Origin of the sequence: Kribbella sp. NPDC023972, from assembly GCF_040639075.1 — a bacterium.
GTDB lineage: Bacteria > Actinomycetota > Actinomycetes > Propionibacteriales > Kribbellaceae > Kribbella.
In genome coordinates, this window is record NZ_JBEZZH010000001.1 from 1486585 (window position 1) to 1500532 (window position 13948).

Here is a 13948-nt window from a genome sequence, read left to right on the forward strand (position 1 = left end):
GGGTGCGGTACGACGAGTTTCTGCGGCGGTACAAGGCGGCGTACGGCGAGTGGCAGCTCGGCGCGGGCGACGAGCGGGAGGCACTGCCGGCGCTGAGCCGGATGGTGCCGGAAATCGACGAGGAAGACGGGCAGCGGACAGCGCGGTTCCTGATCGGGCGTTGGGAGGCCGAGGTCTCGCCCGCTGCGCAGGAGCGGGTGGCGCGGGCCCTGCGGCGCGCGGCGGAGGCCGAGGTGGAAGAAGGCACCGCTGAGGAGCGGATCGCTCGCCTCGAGACCGCGATGCGCGACGTCACCGCGATCGCCCGCGAGACTGACGACGAGTTCGAGCAGCACGCCATCCTCGCGCTCAACGAGCCACTGGCCAGCCTCGCCGACACCTGGCGCCCGGACACCACCCACTGAACATGCCGCTGCCTCCCCCGGCCAGCTTCGACGAGCTCATGAGCGTGCAACATGTTGCCGCAGTCAACGTCAGCGGCGCCGACCACTCGTGCTGGAACGGCCTGATCGGCACCACCCCCGACCTCGCCGACGACGGAATGGTGGTGCTCGGTGAAGTCACCTGGGACAACGCCATCCACTACCACGAGAAGCTGGTGAAGCAGCCGCTCCAGGAGATGTTCGACCACGCCGGCGAGGAGCAGGACGACAGGACGCTGCTGCGCTACCGGCACGCCATCGGCATCGTCTTTCACGAGAACACGCACCTGCTCGCCGCGGCCGGCACCGATCGCAAGAGCAGCCAGTCCATCTATCAGGTGTCGCCCGCGATCAAGGCGATCGACGAGGGCGTGCGGGAGGCCTTCAGTCACAGCAACCTCGACCCCTACATCGACGAACTGCAACTCGAACAGGTGGCGCCCCGGATCAAAGACGTGGTCTGCCCCAGCAAGTACCCCCGGTTCACGCCGGCCACCGTGGCGCTGGCCCACCAGCTCGGCCGGCGCTCTGGACTCGGCAGCAACGAAGCCCTCCGGCGGCTCGCCATCGTCACGCCCTCCGCGCTCTGGCCGGCGGCCGCGCACCTGCTGTTCGAGGCCAACGGGCTCCACCGCGTGGTGCCCGATCGCGCGGCTCTCGTGGCCAGGTCGGAGATCGAGGCCGCGATGAAGCGGCAGTTCGCCCGGCTGGCCGACGTCGGCGACGGCCTGTTGCTCACCACCCGGGCCAAGTCCGTGATGGTCGGCAACGACGCCTTCGCCGCCGGCCAGCGAGTCACCGACCGCCTCCGGCGGCAGTACGGCGACGTGCCCGTGCTGGACGGCGTCGTACCGCTGCACTCCGCCCACAAGCTTGCCTCCGGCAACCGCGGTGAACGGGACACCTCGGCGCCCACCGACCGCGGCCGGACCCCGGAGGCCGGCCGGTGACGTTCCGTCCCACTACGTACGACGAGCTGCTGGACGTGTGGAATCCAGGAGTTGGGGTACCGCCGGATAGGTAGAGCAAGCAACCATCGACAGAACGGGGAAGGACGATGGGAATGTTCGACAACCTGAAGAACAAGGCGACCGACGCCGTTGACGAGCACGGCGACAAGGTGAGCGAGGGCGCGGACAAGGCCGGCGAGTTCGCCAACGAGAAGACCGGCGGAGAGCATGGCGACAAGATCGACCAGGGCACCGACTTCGCCAAGGACCGTCTGGACAACCTCGACGGTCAGGACGACGACATCCAGTAACCGACCCGAGCCTGACGAACACTGAGCTCGGACGCTGAGCGGCCGCCGGCATCATGCCCGCGGCCGCTCGCTCGTCTTCTGCCAACATCATGCCGGCGACCTCGATGACGGACGGCAGGGCGAATTCCGGCTGACCGTCGAAACTATCGGAATTCGGCGCGACCCTTCACAGCGGACAAGCACGGCTGAGGGACTGAGAGGAACGGCATCAGCCGAGGTCGTTGCTGAAGTCGGCCGTGCTCCAGTGGGTCGGCTTCATGACATAGACCAGGTCGGTGTCCGCCGCACCGGCCTCCTCCCAGGCCTTGGCGTAGGACCGGCCGCCTTCTTCGCCTAGGTAGCGGACGGCGAGTGGGAGCAGGTCCTTCTCGGTGTCGGGACGCCGTACGTCGGACAGTGGGCCCTCGACGGTCACATAGCGATACGGGATCGCCTCGGACTGGACGACGAGGACGAAACGCTGTGCGGTCTCGAGGGCCACTCCCTTGCGGGACTTCGCGTTCATGATGATCGTGACACCGGTCTCGGGGCTGTAGTCGTACCACACGGGCGCGCTGATCGGTGCCCGGTCGGGCCGGTCCGACGCGACACTGAGGACGCCGATCCGGACGTCGGACAGAAACGCCTCGCGCTCGGCGACGGTCAGGCGGTCTGGCATAGGAGGTCCCTTCATGGTGGTTCAGTTCTAGGTCAGTGACCAATAATAGGTCATTGACCTAGAACGGTAGACTGCCAGTCCATGAGCACCTCGCTGAGTAACCGCGGCCAGGTCCGGCGCGATGCGTTGCTGGCGACGGCGCGAGAGGTGCTGGTCGAGGACGGGTTCGACCAGTTCGTACTGCGCCGGGTCGCGGCCAAGGCAGAGATGAAGCTGGGGAACCTGCAGTACTACTTCACCACCCGCGACGATCTGCTCGAGGCGGTCATCCGGGCCGAGTTCGACCGCGACCTCGAGGCCGTGCGGCTGGCGACGACCGTCGAGTCGGCCGACGGCCTGAAGACGGCCGCTCGCGCACTCGTGCGGAACTGGACGACCGGTGCGGGCAGCGTCTTCGGAACGATGTCGCTGCTGGCCTACCACCACGAGCGGTTCCGCGAGCTCAACCGCGAGATCTATGAGACCTTCTACCGCGAGCTCGGTGTCCTGGTCCGCCGGGTGTCCCCCGGGTTGCGAGAGGCGGAGATCGCCGCCCGGGCACGGCTGATCACGTCCGTCCTGGACGGCGTCGCCCTCCAGATCCACGCCGGCGCCACCGGCCGCCGCGAGCTCACCAACCGCGCGGCCGATCTCGTGGTGACGATCGCCGTCGGGTGACGGCCACAGGTTAGGCTACTGGTCGAGTACCGATCGACACTTTCGCGGAAGGGGGCAACCGTGTCCTTGCCGGTGAGCCCTCTGGACGACAGCGACCGGCTCGTCCTCAGCGACCGGGTGTACGACGCGATCATCGACCTGCTGATCAGTGGCCGGGTCGAGCCTGGTCAGGCGCTCCGGATCGAGCATCTCGCCACCTTGCTGAACGTGTCCCCCACACCGGTCCGGGAGGCGTTGGCCAAGATCGAGGCCACCGGCCTGGTCACCCGCGTCGCACAGAAGGGCTACCGGGTGGCCCCACTGCTGGCGGAGGCCCAGATGTCGGAGCTCATCGACGCTCGGGAGCTGCTGGAGCTCGGGGCGATGGAGTTGATCTCCGGTGAACTGGACGGCTTGGTCGGCCAACTCGAGGCAGCGCAAGCCAAGCACGAGGCGGCGGCGCAGCGCCTCGCCGAGTTGCCGGCCGGTGATCCGTCGGTGATGGTCCGCCAACGGGAGTACTTCGAGGCCGACTGGTCCTTCCACCTGGCGATCCTCCACCAGTCGGGCAACCGGTACGTCGTACAGATGGCCGAGGCACTGGGCGGCCATCTGCACCGGCGGCGCCAGGGGGTCGTGGTCGGCGTGAACGACTCACAGTTCGCGGTCCGTGAGCACGCCGCGATCCTGGCCGCCTTCCAGCAGGGCGATCTGCCGGGTGCCATCGCGGCCATGCGTGCCCACATGGACCAGATCCGCCGGCGGTCCCTGAAAGACCTGGCCGCACAGCCGCGCTGACTCCCTTCTGTCATGTGACTCAGGTCACATCCACCTCGCTCTAGACCTCAAAATCTATTTTATATAGATTTTCGCACCACGGTGAGCCCGTCACCCCCGCGCAACGCTCCCGTAACGCGCACCCCCTCCGCTGCCCGACGCCCCCGGGCTCCGACGAATCGAGGTCCGACCATGCCATCCCCCCTCAATGGCACCGCCCCACTCGCCGGCAGCGCCGCAGAGGCGACGCTGGGATCGATCATGCGCAAGGTGCAGTGGCGCCTGGTGCCGATCCTGCTGCTGATGTACACGCTGGCGTTCCTGGACCGGGTCAACATCGGCTTCGCCAAGACCGAGTACATGGCCGACACCGGCCTGACCGAGGCGGCGTACGCCCTCGGGGCCGGCATCTTCTTCGTCGCGTACGCCTTCTTCGAGGTGCCGTCGAACCTGCTGCTGCACAAGGTCGGCGCCAAGTTCTGGCTGGCCCGGATCATGGTGACCTGGGGTGTCATCTCCGCGCTGATGGCGTTCGCTCACAACGAGTGGATCTTCTACGGCGTACGCGTACTGCTCGGGGTCGCGGAGGCCGGCCTGTTCCCGGGTGTCATCCTCTACATCACCTACTGGGCTGTGGCCGAGTACCGCTCCCGGTTCACCGGGTTGTTCATGATGGGCATCCCCCTGGCGTACGTTCTCGGCGGACCGGTGTCCGGCGCCTTCCTCGACATGCACGGCGTGCTCGGCCTGGCCGGCTGGCAGTGGATGTTCGGTCTCGAAGGTCTGCTCACCGTGGTCTTCGGGGTCTGGGTGTACTTCTACCTGGACTCCAAGCCGGACGACGCCAAGTGGCTGACCGCCAAGGAGAAGAAGGTCCTCAACGCCGCCATCGCGCTGGACAACGAGGAGCGCGCCGCCGCCGGTCGCGGCCACCACGAGCCCTGGTACAAGCCGCTGACCAACCCCCGGCTGATGTACATCGCGCTCTGCTCCTTCTCCGTCCAGATCTGCATGTACGGCTTCACCTTCTACCTGCCCAGCCAGGTTCAGGCGCTGACCGGCCAGAAGATCGGCTTCCTGGTCGGTGTCATCACCGCCATTCCGTGGGTCGTCGCGCTGGTGATCACCCGCTACACCACGCTCTTGTCCGACAAGACCGGCCAGCGCCGGTGGACGGCCGTCTTCGCGTACTCGCTGGCCGTGATCGGCCTCACCGGGTCGGTGCTGTTCAAGGCCGAGCCGGTCGTCGCGATCGCCTTCCTCTGCCTGGTCGCGGGATCGCTGGTCTCGGTGCAGCCGATCATGTGGACGTTCCCGGCCTCGATCCTGACCGGCGCGGCCGCGGCGGCCGGTATCGGCCTGATCAACTCCCTGGGCAACCTGGGCGGCTTCTTCGCCCCGAACATCCGGGCCGCGGTGCTGAACGCCTACGGTTTCGTCTCACCGCCGAAGACCGGCACCCTCGACGCCGCCCAACTGGCCGTCAACGCGCACGCCCAGGACATGGCGACGTACACGATCGCCGGGGTAGGTGTGATCGGCATGATCCTGTTCGCCTGCATCACCTTCGTCGGCTACCAGGGCAAGATCGAGCCGGTCGGCCGCAAGTTGAAGGTCACCCCCGACTCCCCCTCGACCTCGGCCGAGAAGGCGCTGGCATGACCGCCGCCCGGAGCTTGCCTGCGGTGCTCGCGATCCCCGGCGCCCCCACCCGGATCCGGGAGCACAACCGGCGTACCGGCCGGCGACTGGCTGTCCTGGACGACGACCCGACCGGGTCCCAGGCCGTGCACGGGGTCTCCGTCGTGACGGTGCTCGAACGGTCCGAGTACGCCGCCGGCCTCACCGCACCCGGCGACACCTGTTTCGTTCTCACCAACACCCGGGCGCTCGACGAGACTCAGGCCGTCGCCCTCAACCGCAGTACGGCGTACGGCCTCTACTCACTCGCCGTCGACACCGGGGCGACCGTCGAGGTGGTCTCCCGCAGTGACAGCACGCTGCGCGGCCACGTGCATGCCGAGATCGAGGCGATCGCCGGTGAGCACCTGGCCGTCATCGGCCGCCCGGTGGACGGGGTGCTGTTCTGCCCGGCCATGATCGAAGCAGGCCGGTTCACCGTCGACGACGTCCACTTCGCTGTCGTCGACGGTGTGCCGACGCCGGTCGCTGACACCGAGTTCGCCAAGGACAAGACGTTCGGCTACACCTCGTCGAACCTGCGGGAGTTCATCGCTGAGCGCTCCGGCGGAGCCATTGCCGCGGCGGATGTCCGCAGTCTGTCCCTCGACGACATCCGGATCGGCGGTCCCGAGCGGGTCGCCGAGATCCTTGGCGAGGTGACCGGCCTCGGCTGGGTGGTGGTGAACTGCACTTCGTACGCCGATCTCGAGGTGGTCGCCCTCGGACTGCAACTGGCCCAGGACGCGGGTAAGACCTTCCTGACCCGATCCGGACCGTCCTTCGTGCGGGCACTGGCCGGTATCGAGGCGAAGGACCTGGCCGACATCCCCATCGATCGCTCCCGCACGCCGCACGGCCTGATCGCCGTCGGCAGTCACGTCGGTCTGACCACCCGGCAGGTGCGGGAAGCACGGCAGCGCGGCGGTCTCGTCGAGGTGGAACTCCACGTACCGGCGTTGCTCGACCCGTCGACCGCCGCGACCCAGATCGACGAGGTCGCGGCGCGGATCATCGCCGCGCTGCCGCACTCGGACGTGCTGCTCTGCACCAGCCGCGATCTGGTTGCCGTAGACAACGACCCGGACGCGAGCCTGAACATCGCCCGCACGGTGTCGTCGGCACTCGTCAGCGTCGTCGAGAAGGCCCGGGCGGCCCGTCCCGCCTGGGTAGTGGCCAAGGGCGGAATCACCTCACATGACCTGGCCGTCCGTGGTCTGGGGATCCGGCGAGCCACGGTCGCCGGCCAGTTCCTGCCCGGCCAGATCTCCCTCTTCACCCCGGACGAGGCACCGGCCGATGTGATCGGCTGCGCCTTCGTCGTCTTTCCCGGCAACGTCGGTGGAGTCGACGCCCTGGCCCAGGTCCTCGACCGGCTCCGCACCGCGACCGCAAGGAGCAACTGACATGACCAGGATCGGATGGATCGGGCTGGGCGCGATGGGTGGCCCGATGGCCCAGTGCGTCGAAGCTGCCGGCCACACTGTCACGGCGTACGACGTCTCCCTCGACCGGGCCCGGTCACTGGCCGGCCCGGGCCTCACCGCGGTCGACTCGATCGGGGCGGCCGCGCAGGATGCGGACGTTCTCGTGCTGATGGTGGCGACTCCGGAGCAGGTCGAGGCGGTCCTCTTCGGCGATGGTGGCGCGGCCGCTCAGCTCGAGTCCGGAGCAGTCGTCATCGTGATGGCGACCGTCGGTCCCGGCCCGGTCGAGGGTTGGGCCCGGCGCCTCGGTGAACTCGGCGTGGGCCTTGTCGACGCTCCGGTTTCGGGCGGTGTGGCCCGGGCTGCCAAGGGCGACCTGCTGGTCATGGTCTCGGGCTCCGCGGCAGACCTGGCCGTGGCCGGGCCGATCATCGACGCGATGGCCACGACCGCCCCGGTGGTCGGCCCGAACCCCGGCGACGGCCAGAAGGTCAAGGTCGTCAACCAGTTGCTCTGTGGCGTCCACATCGCCGCGGCCGGCGAGGCCCTCGCGTTGGCCGGCTCGATGGGTCTCGATGTCGAAGCGACCTGGGAGGTGCTGAAGTCCGGGGCCGCCGGCTCCTTCATGTTCGGCGACCGCGGTGGCCGGATGGTCGCCGGCGCCTTCGACGACGTCCGCAGTGCCCTCGACATCTTCGTCAAGGACATGGGCATCGTCACCGCCACCGCCAAGTCGGTCGAGCAACCGACTCCCCTCGCCGCCGCAGCCGAGCAGCTCTACCTCACCGGTCGCCGGAAGGGCCTCGGCCGCAAGGACGACTCTGTCGTCTACGAGATCCTCCGCGGTCGAGCCGGTTGACCGGTAGCGTCGGCGCATGGAGCTTGCGTTGTTGCGACACGCGGTCGAGTTGGCGCGGGTGAACGGAGCCGAGGGACAGTTGCCGTTCGGCGCGGTGATCGCGAACGGCGACGAGGTGGTCGCGACCGGAGTGAACACCGCACTCCGGGACAACGATCCGACCGCACACGGCGAGGTGGTCGCCGTCCGGGCCGCCTGCCGGGAGCTCGGCACGATCAGCCTGGCCGGTACGACGCTCTACTCGAGCTGCGAGCCGTGCCCGATCTGCCACACGGTCGCGATCGCGGCCGAGATCGACCAGATCGTCTACGCGGCGCCGAAGGAGTGGGTGCCTGATCTCGGTACGCCGTTCGCACCCGTGCTGATCGACATCCAGGCCGCCGCCCGCCGGCTCGATCCCGGGCGCATCACCCAGGTCGAGCTGCCCGAAGCCCGTGAGCCGTTCACTGTCTACCTGGAGACTCGACGGTGAAACTCGGGCTGAACCTGCTCAACTACGGACCTGGCCGGCCTCGCCGAGCTCGGTGCGGAGTACGTCGTCCTGAACACCTACATCAGCCCCGAAGAACGCCGTACCCGCGAGGCCGACTGGCACATCCTGGAGACTGTCGCGGCGCTCAGGCCCTAGCCATTGTTGGTGCGGCCGACATAGACGTTGCGGGCTCGGTAGTAGGTGTCAGAGGTGGGGCCGGGGGAACCGGATGAGCCTTCCATCTGCAGGTTGATGATGATGTTCATCGGCTTGCCGACGAAGTTCGAGCCGCGGTGCCGGCCGACCCAGTTGCCGTCCAGGTAGTAGTGGATGTCCACGTCGGTCGCGCTCGCCTTGGTGATCCAGGCGCGGTAGTTGTGCCATGAGCCGGGGCTGGAGACACCGACGATGGTGTTCTCCCAGCCGCCGTCGTAGGTGTTGAACCAGTTCCGCGCATCACCCTTGTACTCGAGGATGTCGCTCTCCGGCGGCCAGCTGTTCGCGCCGGTCAGCCAGAAGGCGGGCCAGGTGCCGCGGGCGGACGGCGCCTGGAAGTCACCCTTGACCTCCCAGTTCGGGAACTGGTCGTTGACCAGCACCTGCGGCTTCGCGTGGATCGCGCCCGAGTGGTAGCGGATCGGCAGGTGTGGGTCGGACGAACTGTTGCCCTCGTCCCAGGTGATCCGGGACGCCTTCAGCACCAGTACGCCGCCGGCCTCGAGGTAGACGTGGTTGTGGTCGGACGCGCTCGCGTACATCCGCGCGGTGCCGTTGTGGTCCGACCCCCAGGGATAGAGGTAGTTCCACTTCGCCTGCAGGGCGCTGTAGCCGGCGAAGGTGCTGGTGTCGATCACGGTCTCCCAGGCCTGCACGCGGGCCTCCGCGGGCTTGGCGACGACAGCTCCGGCAAGACCGGCGCCGACGGCTCCCAGGAACGTACGGCGGGCGAGTGTCATGGGCGGTGACTCCCCTCTGTATCCAACTGATGACACAGAGATTACAGTCGGGCGACTTCAAGAGCGTCAAGACTGCGAACAGAAACCATCAAGACAGTGACCAAACGATCAACTGGCGCCATCGAGGTAACCGACCTCGGGGCGCCAGCGATTGCCGGCGTGACGAGCGAGCGCGGCAGTGAGGTCGGCGTGCTGCTCCTCGGTCATCGGCCCGGTCACGCACAGCGGGATACTCCCGTCCGGGCGGACCATTCCGCACACCTCAGGCTACCGGCCACCGGGGTCGCGGGCGCACAATCGGAGGTGGGGACGGAGGATGGTCATGTGGCAGCCGGATGGGTGGGATGTGCGGGTGCGGCTCGGGGTGCTGACGCCGCACGGAGATGTGGGACCTGAGTCGGAGCTGCAGGCGATGGCGCCGGATGGTGTCCGGGTGCATGCCGCGCGGGTGCCGTTCGGGGCGATGACGACCGGCGGGCTGATGGACCCGACGATTCCGTTGGCGCCGGTGCAGATGTTCGTCCAGCCGCCGTACATCGACGACGCGGTGGCGATGCTGGCCGCGGCTCCGTTGGGCGCCATCGGCATCGGTTTCACCAGTTCGGCGTACATGACCGGCGCCGACGGTGAACACAAGGTGGTGGAGCGGCTGGCGGGGCACAGTTCCGGCATCCCGGTGGTCGCGACCTGCGCTTCCGCGGTGGCCGGGCTGCGGAAGCTGAACGCGCGGGCGATCGCGCTTTTCGACCCACCCTGGTTCGATGCCGAGCTCAACCGCTTGGGCGGCGAGTACTTCACCTCTCAGGACATCGACGTCGTACTGCGCAGACCCTGCGGTCTGCCGAGCAACCAGCGCAGTGTCAACCCGTCCGAGCTGTACGCCTTTGTGCTCAAGCACACGCCCGACGAGGCCGAGGCCGTCTTCATCGGTGGCAACGGTTTCCGTGCCGTGGGCATCATTTCGGCCCTGGAGCAGGACCTCGGCCGTCCGGTGCTCACCGCCAACTCGTCGCTGCTGTGGGGACTCCTGCACGCGGCCGGCACCGCGGCCAGGCCCACCGGTTACGGCAAACTGTTCACCGTCTGAGCGAGGAACTGACACACGGTCTCCGTCAGCTGAGCGGGGTCAGTCGGAGGACAGGCGGGTGAGGAGGCGGAGGAGGTCGGTCTGGTCGGTCGGGGAGAGGCGTTCGATCAGGCTGACCATGGCGTCGCGGCGCTGGCGGCGGATCGTGCTGAGGAGCTTGATGCCGGCCGGGGTGAGGGCGACGAGGGTGGCGCGGCGGTCGTCGGGGTCGGGCTTGCGGGCGACCAGGCCGGCCGCTTCCAGGTCGTCGACGACCGAGGTGGCCGAGCGGGGCACGATGCCGAGCTGGTTGGCGAGTTCGCTCAGCCGGAGCGCGCGGTCGGCGTGGTCGAGCGTGCGCAGCACCCGCAACTGGCCGTGGGTGACATCGAGATCCTGCTTCGACACGCGGCGCTGGCGGCGGACGATGCCGTCGAGGAGCGCTGCGATCTGTTCCGCGGTGTCATCCGGAGCGTTCACGAGCAGAGCCTAGTCGTTCGATGATCTTGTGAGTCTAGCTCATAGTGAGCTAACCTCAGTATATCCAGGTCCCCGATCGAAAGGCTCCGATGTCACAGCTCTCCGGACTCCCGGGCGGAGGAGGCGGCGGTGGTCGCGCGATGCGATCGCTGCTCAAGGACTCCTCGGTCCGCAACCACAAACTGTCCACCGGCACCTTGCGCCGCATCCTGGGCTTCGCCGTCCCGTACCGCCGCTACCTGGCCGTCTTCCTGGTCCTGGTCGCGATCGAAGCGGCCGCCGGTGCCGTCACCCCGTTGCTGTTCCGCGAGATCATCGACCGCGGCATCGTTCCCGGCAACACCCAGCTGGTGGTCTGGCTGTCGCTCGCCGTCGCACTGCTCGCGGTCTTCGCCAGCACGATCACGCTGGCCGAGCGCTGGTTCTCGGCCCGGATCGGTGAGGGTCTCGTCTACGACCTGCGCACCGCGGTGTTCGACCACGTGCAGCAGCTACCGATCGCGTTCTTCAGCCGGACCCAGACCGGCGCGCTGATCCAGCGTCTGAACGGCGACGTGCTCGGTGCCCAGCAAGCGTTCACGTCGACGCTGTCGAACGTCGTCAGCAACCTGCTCAGCGTCGCGCTGGTCCTCGGCGCGATGTTCGTGATGTCGTGGCAGATCACGCTGCTCGCACTGGTCCTGCTGCCCCTGTTCATCCTGCCGGCCCGGTTGATCGCCGGCCGGTTGCGCGAGGCAACCGCCGAGACGTACCGGCTGAACGCGACGATGGCCCAGACGATGACCGAGCGGTTCAACGTCGCGGGCGCCGTACTGGCCAAGGTGTTCGGCCGGACCCAGGACTCGTCGCAGGAGTTCGCCGGCAAGGCCGCGCGGGTCCGCGACATCGGCGTCACCACCGCGATGTACGCCGGCATCTTCCGCGTCTCGCTCACTCTCGTCGCCGCGCTCGCCGTGGCGCTCGTGTACGGCGTCGGCGGTGTCTTCGCGGTCCAGGGTGCCCTCGGGATCGGCACGGTCGTCGCGCTGACCGCCTACCTGAACCGGCTCTACGGCCCGCTCACCGCACTGTCCAACATCCAGGTCGACGTGATGACCACCCTGGTCAGCTTCGAGCGGGTGCTCGAGGTGCTCAACCTCGCGCCGATGGTTGCCGACCGCAAGGATGCGAAGGAGCTCCCGGCAACGGTCGAGCCGTCGATCGAGTTCGAGCACGTGTCCTTCCACTATCCCTCCGCCGAGGAGGTCTCGCTCGCCTCGCTCGAGTCGGTCGCGACGCTGTCGGCCGAGACCGGGGAGGAAGTCCTGAAGGACGTCAGCTTCACCGTCGAACCCGGCCACCTCGTCGCTGTCGTCGGCCCGTCCGGCGCCGGCAAGTCGACCCTCGCCTCACTGGTCTCCCGGATGTACGACGTCACCGGCGGCGCAGTGCTGGTCGGCGGCCGCGACGTCCGCGAGGTCACGCAGTCCTCACTGCGATCCGTGATCGGTGTGGTCACGCAGGACTCGCACATGTACCACGACACGATCCGCGCCAACCTGCTCCTGGCCCGCCCTGGCGCGACCGAGACCGACCTGCAGGATGCCCTCGAGGCCGCGCAGATCGCGACCCTGATCAACAGCCTGCCCGACGGTCTCGACACCGTGGTCGGTGACCGCGGTTACCGGTTGTCCGGTGGTGAACGGCAGCGGCTCGCGATCGCCCGGCTGCTCCTGAAGGCACCTTCGATCGTGATCCTCGACGAGGCCACGGCGCACCTGGACTCGGAGTCCGAGGCAGCGGTCCAGGCCGCCCTCGCGAACGCCCTCGCCGGCCGGACCTCGCTGGTGATCGCACACAGATTGTCGACAATCCGCAACGCGGACACGATCCTCGTGCTGGACGACGGCCGGATTCGCGAACGCGGCAGCCACGACGAGCTCCTGGCCGCCGGCGGCTTGTACGCCGAGCTCTACGCCACCCAGTTCGAGAGAGCTGCCTAAGCCTTAGCAGGCGCGCGCAGCCGGCGGCGGGGGCTCGGCGCGCTCGTCGGAGTCGCCAGCCCCAACGCACCGAGGAACTGCTCCAGCGTGAACGCCGCCATCCCGAGCGCCACCGCGTTGCCCGGGACGCGCGACGCCTCGACGGTCAGCCCGGGCAGCGACCCCGGAAGCACGTGGTCGGGCAGCTCATCCCGTACGGCGGGAAGCAGCCACTCGGCCAACGCCTCGGTGGTCCACCCGGTCAGCGTGACGTGCGGGATGTTCAGCAGGTTCACCAGATCACCGAGCGCGGCCGCGAGGTAGTGCGACGTACGACGAGCCAGCTCGAGCAACGCTGGGTCCTCGGCGGAAAGCCCTTCGGCGACCGCGTCGACGAACCCACGCTGCAACGGCTGCCGGAGCGCCGGGTGCTCGGGATCAATCTCGGCGAGTGACATCTCCAGCCCATGCACACCGAGATAGGCCTCGACGCAACCGCGCCGGCCGCACCTGCACTGCCGGCCGTCCAGCTGCAGCAGCGTGTGACCCCACTCGCCCGCGTTGTTGGCCGCGCCGCGCAGCAGCGAACCGTCGATCGCGATCCCCGCGCCGACACCGGTGCCGAGGTTGACCACGGCCATGCTCTTCGTCACCCGGCCGACGCCGAACCACATCTCCGACAGCGCGATCGCCTTCAGCGGGTTGTCGACGTACACAGGCATGCCGAGACGTTCCTCGAGCAGCGCCTCGATCTTGACCTCGTGCCAGTCCCAGTTCGGCGCGAAGACCGAGACGCCGGCGTCCGGGCGGACCTGGCCGGGCATGCTGACGCCGGCGCCGATGATGCGGTCGCGCTGGGTGCCGCTGGCCTTGACCGCCGCCTTGACCGCCCGGACGATGCCGCCGACGACGTACGCCTGGTCGTTCTCGTGCTCGTCGAGGGCGACCTCGCTCTGCCCGAGCGGCCCGAGGGTGACGTCGAAGACGGTCGCGTCGACGTACGTCTCGGCCACGTCGATTCCGAGGATGCGGCCACGGTCGGGGTCGATGGTGAGCCGCTCGTACGGGCGGCCCACAGTGTTCTGCTCAACTGTCGCGATCCGCAGCACACCCTCGGCCAGGAACTGGGTGACCAGCGTGGCGACGGTCGCCGTACTCAGCCCGGTGTGCCTGGCGATCTCCTGCCTGGTCGACGGACCGAGCGAGAACAACGCGTGCAGAACCTCGAACCGGCTCTCGTTGCGCAGATCACGAGACGTCTGCCTCGCCAATGTGTCGGCCCCCTTCCGTCTC

The 13948-nt window shown here is 68.3% G+C and carries 16 protein-coding genes; 11 read left to right on the top strand and 5 right to left on the bottom strand.

The window, feature by feature from the left end; genetic code table 11:
• Positions 1-2 precede the first annotated feature (2 nt).
• The 3 genes from AB0F43_RS06935 (at position 3) to AB0F43_RS06945 (ending at position 1683) form a co-directional block, all read left to right on the top strand.
• Positions 3-404, top strand: coding sequence for a hypothetical protein (locus AB0F43_RS06935; protein ID WP_360471698.1), 402 nt, complete (start codon positions 3-5; stop codon positions 402-404).
• Between the two features lie 38 nt (positions 405-442).
• On the top strand, positions 443-1372 hold the full coding sequence (locus AB0F43_RS06940) for a hypothetical protein (RefSeq protein ID WP_360471701.1): 930 nt from the start codon (positions 443-445) through the stop codon (positions 1370-1372).
• A gap of 113 nt (positions 1373-1485) precedes the next feature.
• Complete coding sequence (locus AB0F43_RS06945; protein ID WP_360471704.1) at positions 1486-1683, top strand: antitoxin; 198 nt, start codon at positions 1486-1488, stop codon at positions 1681-1683.
• Positions 1684-1891: 208 nt separating this feature from the next.
• On the opposite strand, the gene AB0F43_RS06950 is transcribed toward AB0F43_RS06945, so the two are convergent.
• Entirely contained in the window at positions 1892-2341 is a 450-nt protein-coding gene (locus AB0F43_RS06950; RefSeq protein WP_360471707.1) for a pyridoxamine 5'-phosphate oxidase family protein, read from the bottom strand.
• Positions 2342-2422: 81 nt separating this feature from the next.
• On the opposite strand from AB0F43_RS06950, the gene AB0F43_RS06955 reads away from it, so the two are divergent.
• The 6 genes from AB0F43_RS06955 (at position 2423) to AB0F43_RS06980 (ending at position 8192) form a co-directional block, all read left to right on the top strand.
• Positions 2423-2998, top strand: coding sequence for a TetR/AcrR family transcriptional regulator (locus AB0F43_RS06955; RefSeq protein WP_360471710.1), 576 nt, complete (start codon positions 2423-2425; stop codon positions 2996-2998).
• A gap of 60 nt (positions 2999-3058) precedes the next feature.
• Positions 3059-3775, top strand: a complete 717-nt coding sequence (locus AB0F43_RS06960; RefSeq protein ID WP_360471713.1) for a GntR family transcriptional regulator — start codon at positions 3059-3061, stop codon at positions 3773-3775.
• Positions 3776-3946: 171 nt separating this feature from the next.
• Complete coding sequence (locus AB0F43_RS06965; RefSeq protein ID WP_360471715.1) at positions 3947-5416, top strand: MFS transporter; 1470 nt, start codon at positions 3947-3949, stop codon at positions 5414-5416.
• Positions 5413-6840, top strand: a complete 1428-nt coding sequence (locus AB0F43_RS06970; protein ID WP_360471718.1) for a four-carbon acid sugar kinase family protein — start codon at positions 5413-5415, stop codon at positions 6838-6840. The genes AB0F43_RS06965 and AB0F43_RS06970 overlap by 4 nt, the downstream gene beginning before the upstream one ends.
• Before the next feature lies 1 nt (position 6841).
• Positions 6842-7720, top strand: a complete 879-nt coding sequence (locus tag AB0F43_RS06975; RefSeq protein WP_360471720.1) for an NAD(P)-dependent oxidoreductase — start codon at positions 6842-6844, stop codon at positions 7718-7720.
• A 16-nt stretch (positions 7721-7736) separates the two neighbouring features.
• Entirely contained in the window at positions 7737-8192 is a 456-nt protein-coding gene (locus AB0F43_RS06980) for a nucleoside deaminase (protein ID WP_360471723.1), read from the top strand.
• A gap of 152 nt (positions 8193-8344) precedes the next feature.
• Here AB0F43_RS06980 and AB0F43_RS06985 read toward each other — a convergent pair whose 3' ends face one another.
• Positions 8345-9148, bottom strand: a complete 804-nt coding sequence (locus AB0F43_RS06985; protein ID WP_360471725.1) for a hypothetical protein — start codon at positions 9146-9148, stop codon at positions 8345-8347.
• A gap of 108 nt (positions 9149-9256) precedes the next feature.
• Positions 9257-9400 (bottom strand): hypothetical protein, encoded by a 144-nt coding sequence (locus tag AB0F43_RS06990; protein WP_360471728.1) that lies wholly within the window; start codon positions 9398-9400, stop codon positions 9257-9259.
• Between the two features lie 70 nt (positions 9401-9470).
• Here AB0F43_RS06990 and AB0F43_RS06995 point away from each other — a divergent pair, with 70 nt between their 5' ends.
• Positions 9471-10235 carry a maleate cis-trans isomerase gene (locus AB0F43_RS06995; protein ID WP_360471731.1) on the top strand — a complete coding sequence of 255 codons (765 nt, stop codon included), beginning with the start codon at positions 9471-9473 and terminating at the stop codon, positions 10233-10235.
• A gap of 39 nt (positions 10236-10274) precedes the next feature.
• On the opposite strand, the gene AB0F43_RS07000 is transcribed toward AB0F43_RS06995, so the two are convergent.
• Complete coding sequence (locus AB0F43_RS07000) at positions 10275-10694, bottom strand: MarR family transcriptional regulator (protein ID WP_360471734.1); 420 nt, start codon at positions 10692-10694, stop codon at positions 10275-10277.
• Positions 10695-10834: 140 nt separating this feature from the next.
• Between AB0F43_RS07000 and AB0F43_RS07005 the strand changes: the two genes are divergently transcribed.
• Positions 10835-12676: an ABC transporter ATP-binding protein gene (locus tag AB0F43_RS07005; protein ID WP_360471737.1), complete on the top strand. Its 1842-nt coding sequence runs from the start codon at positions 10835-10837 to the stop codon at positions 12674-12676.
• On the opposite strand, the gene AB0F43_RS07010 is transcribed toward AB0F43_RS07005, so the two are convergent.
• The gene (locus AB0F43_RS07010) at positions 12673-13926 is read right to left on the bottom strand and encodes an ROK family transcriptional regulator (RefSeq protein WP_360471739.1); all 1254 of its coding nucleotides are present in this window, start codon (positions 13924-13926) and stop codon (positions 12673-12675) included. The genes AB0F43_RS07005 and AB0F43_RS07010 overlap by 4 nt on opposite strands.
• Positions 13927-13948 lie beyond the last annotated feature (22 nt).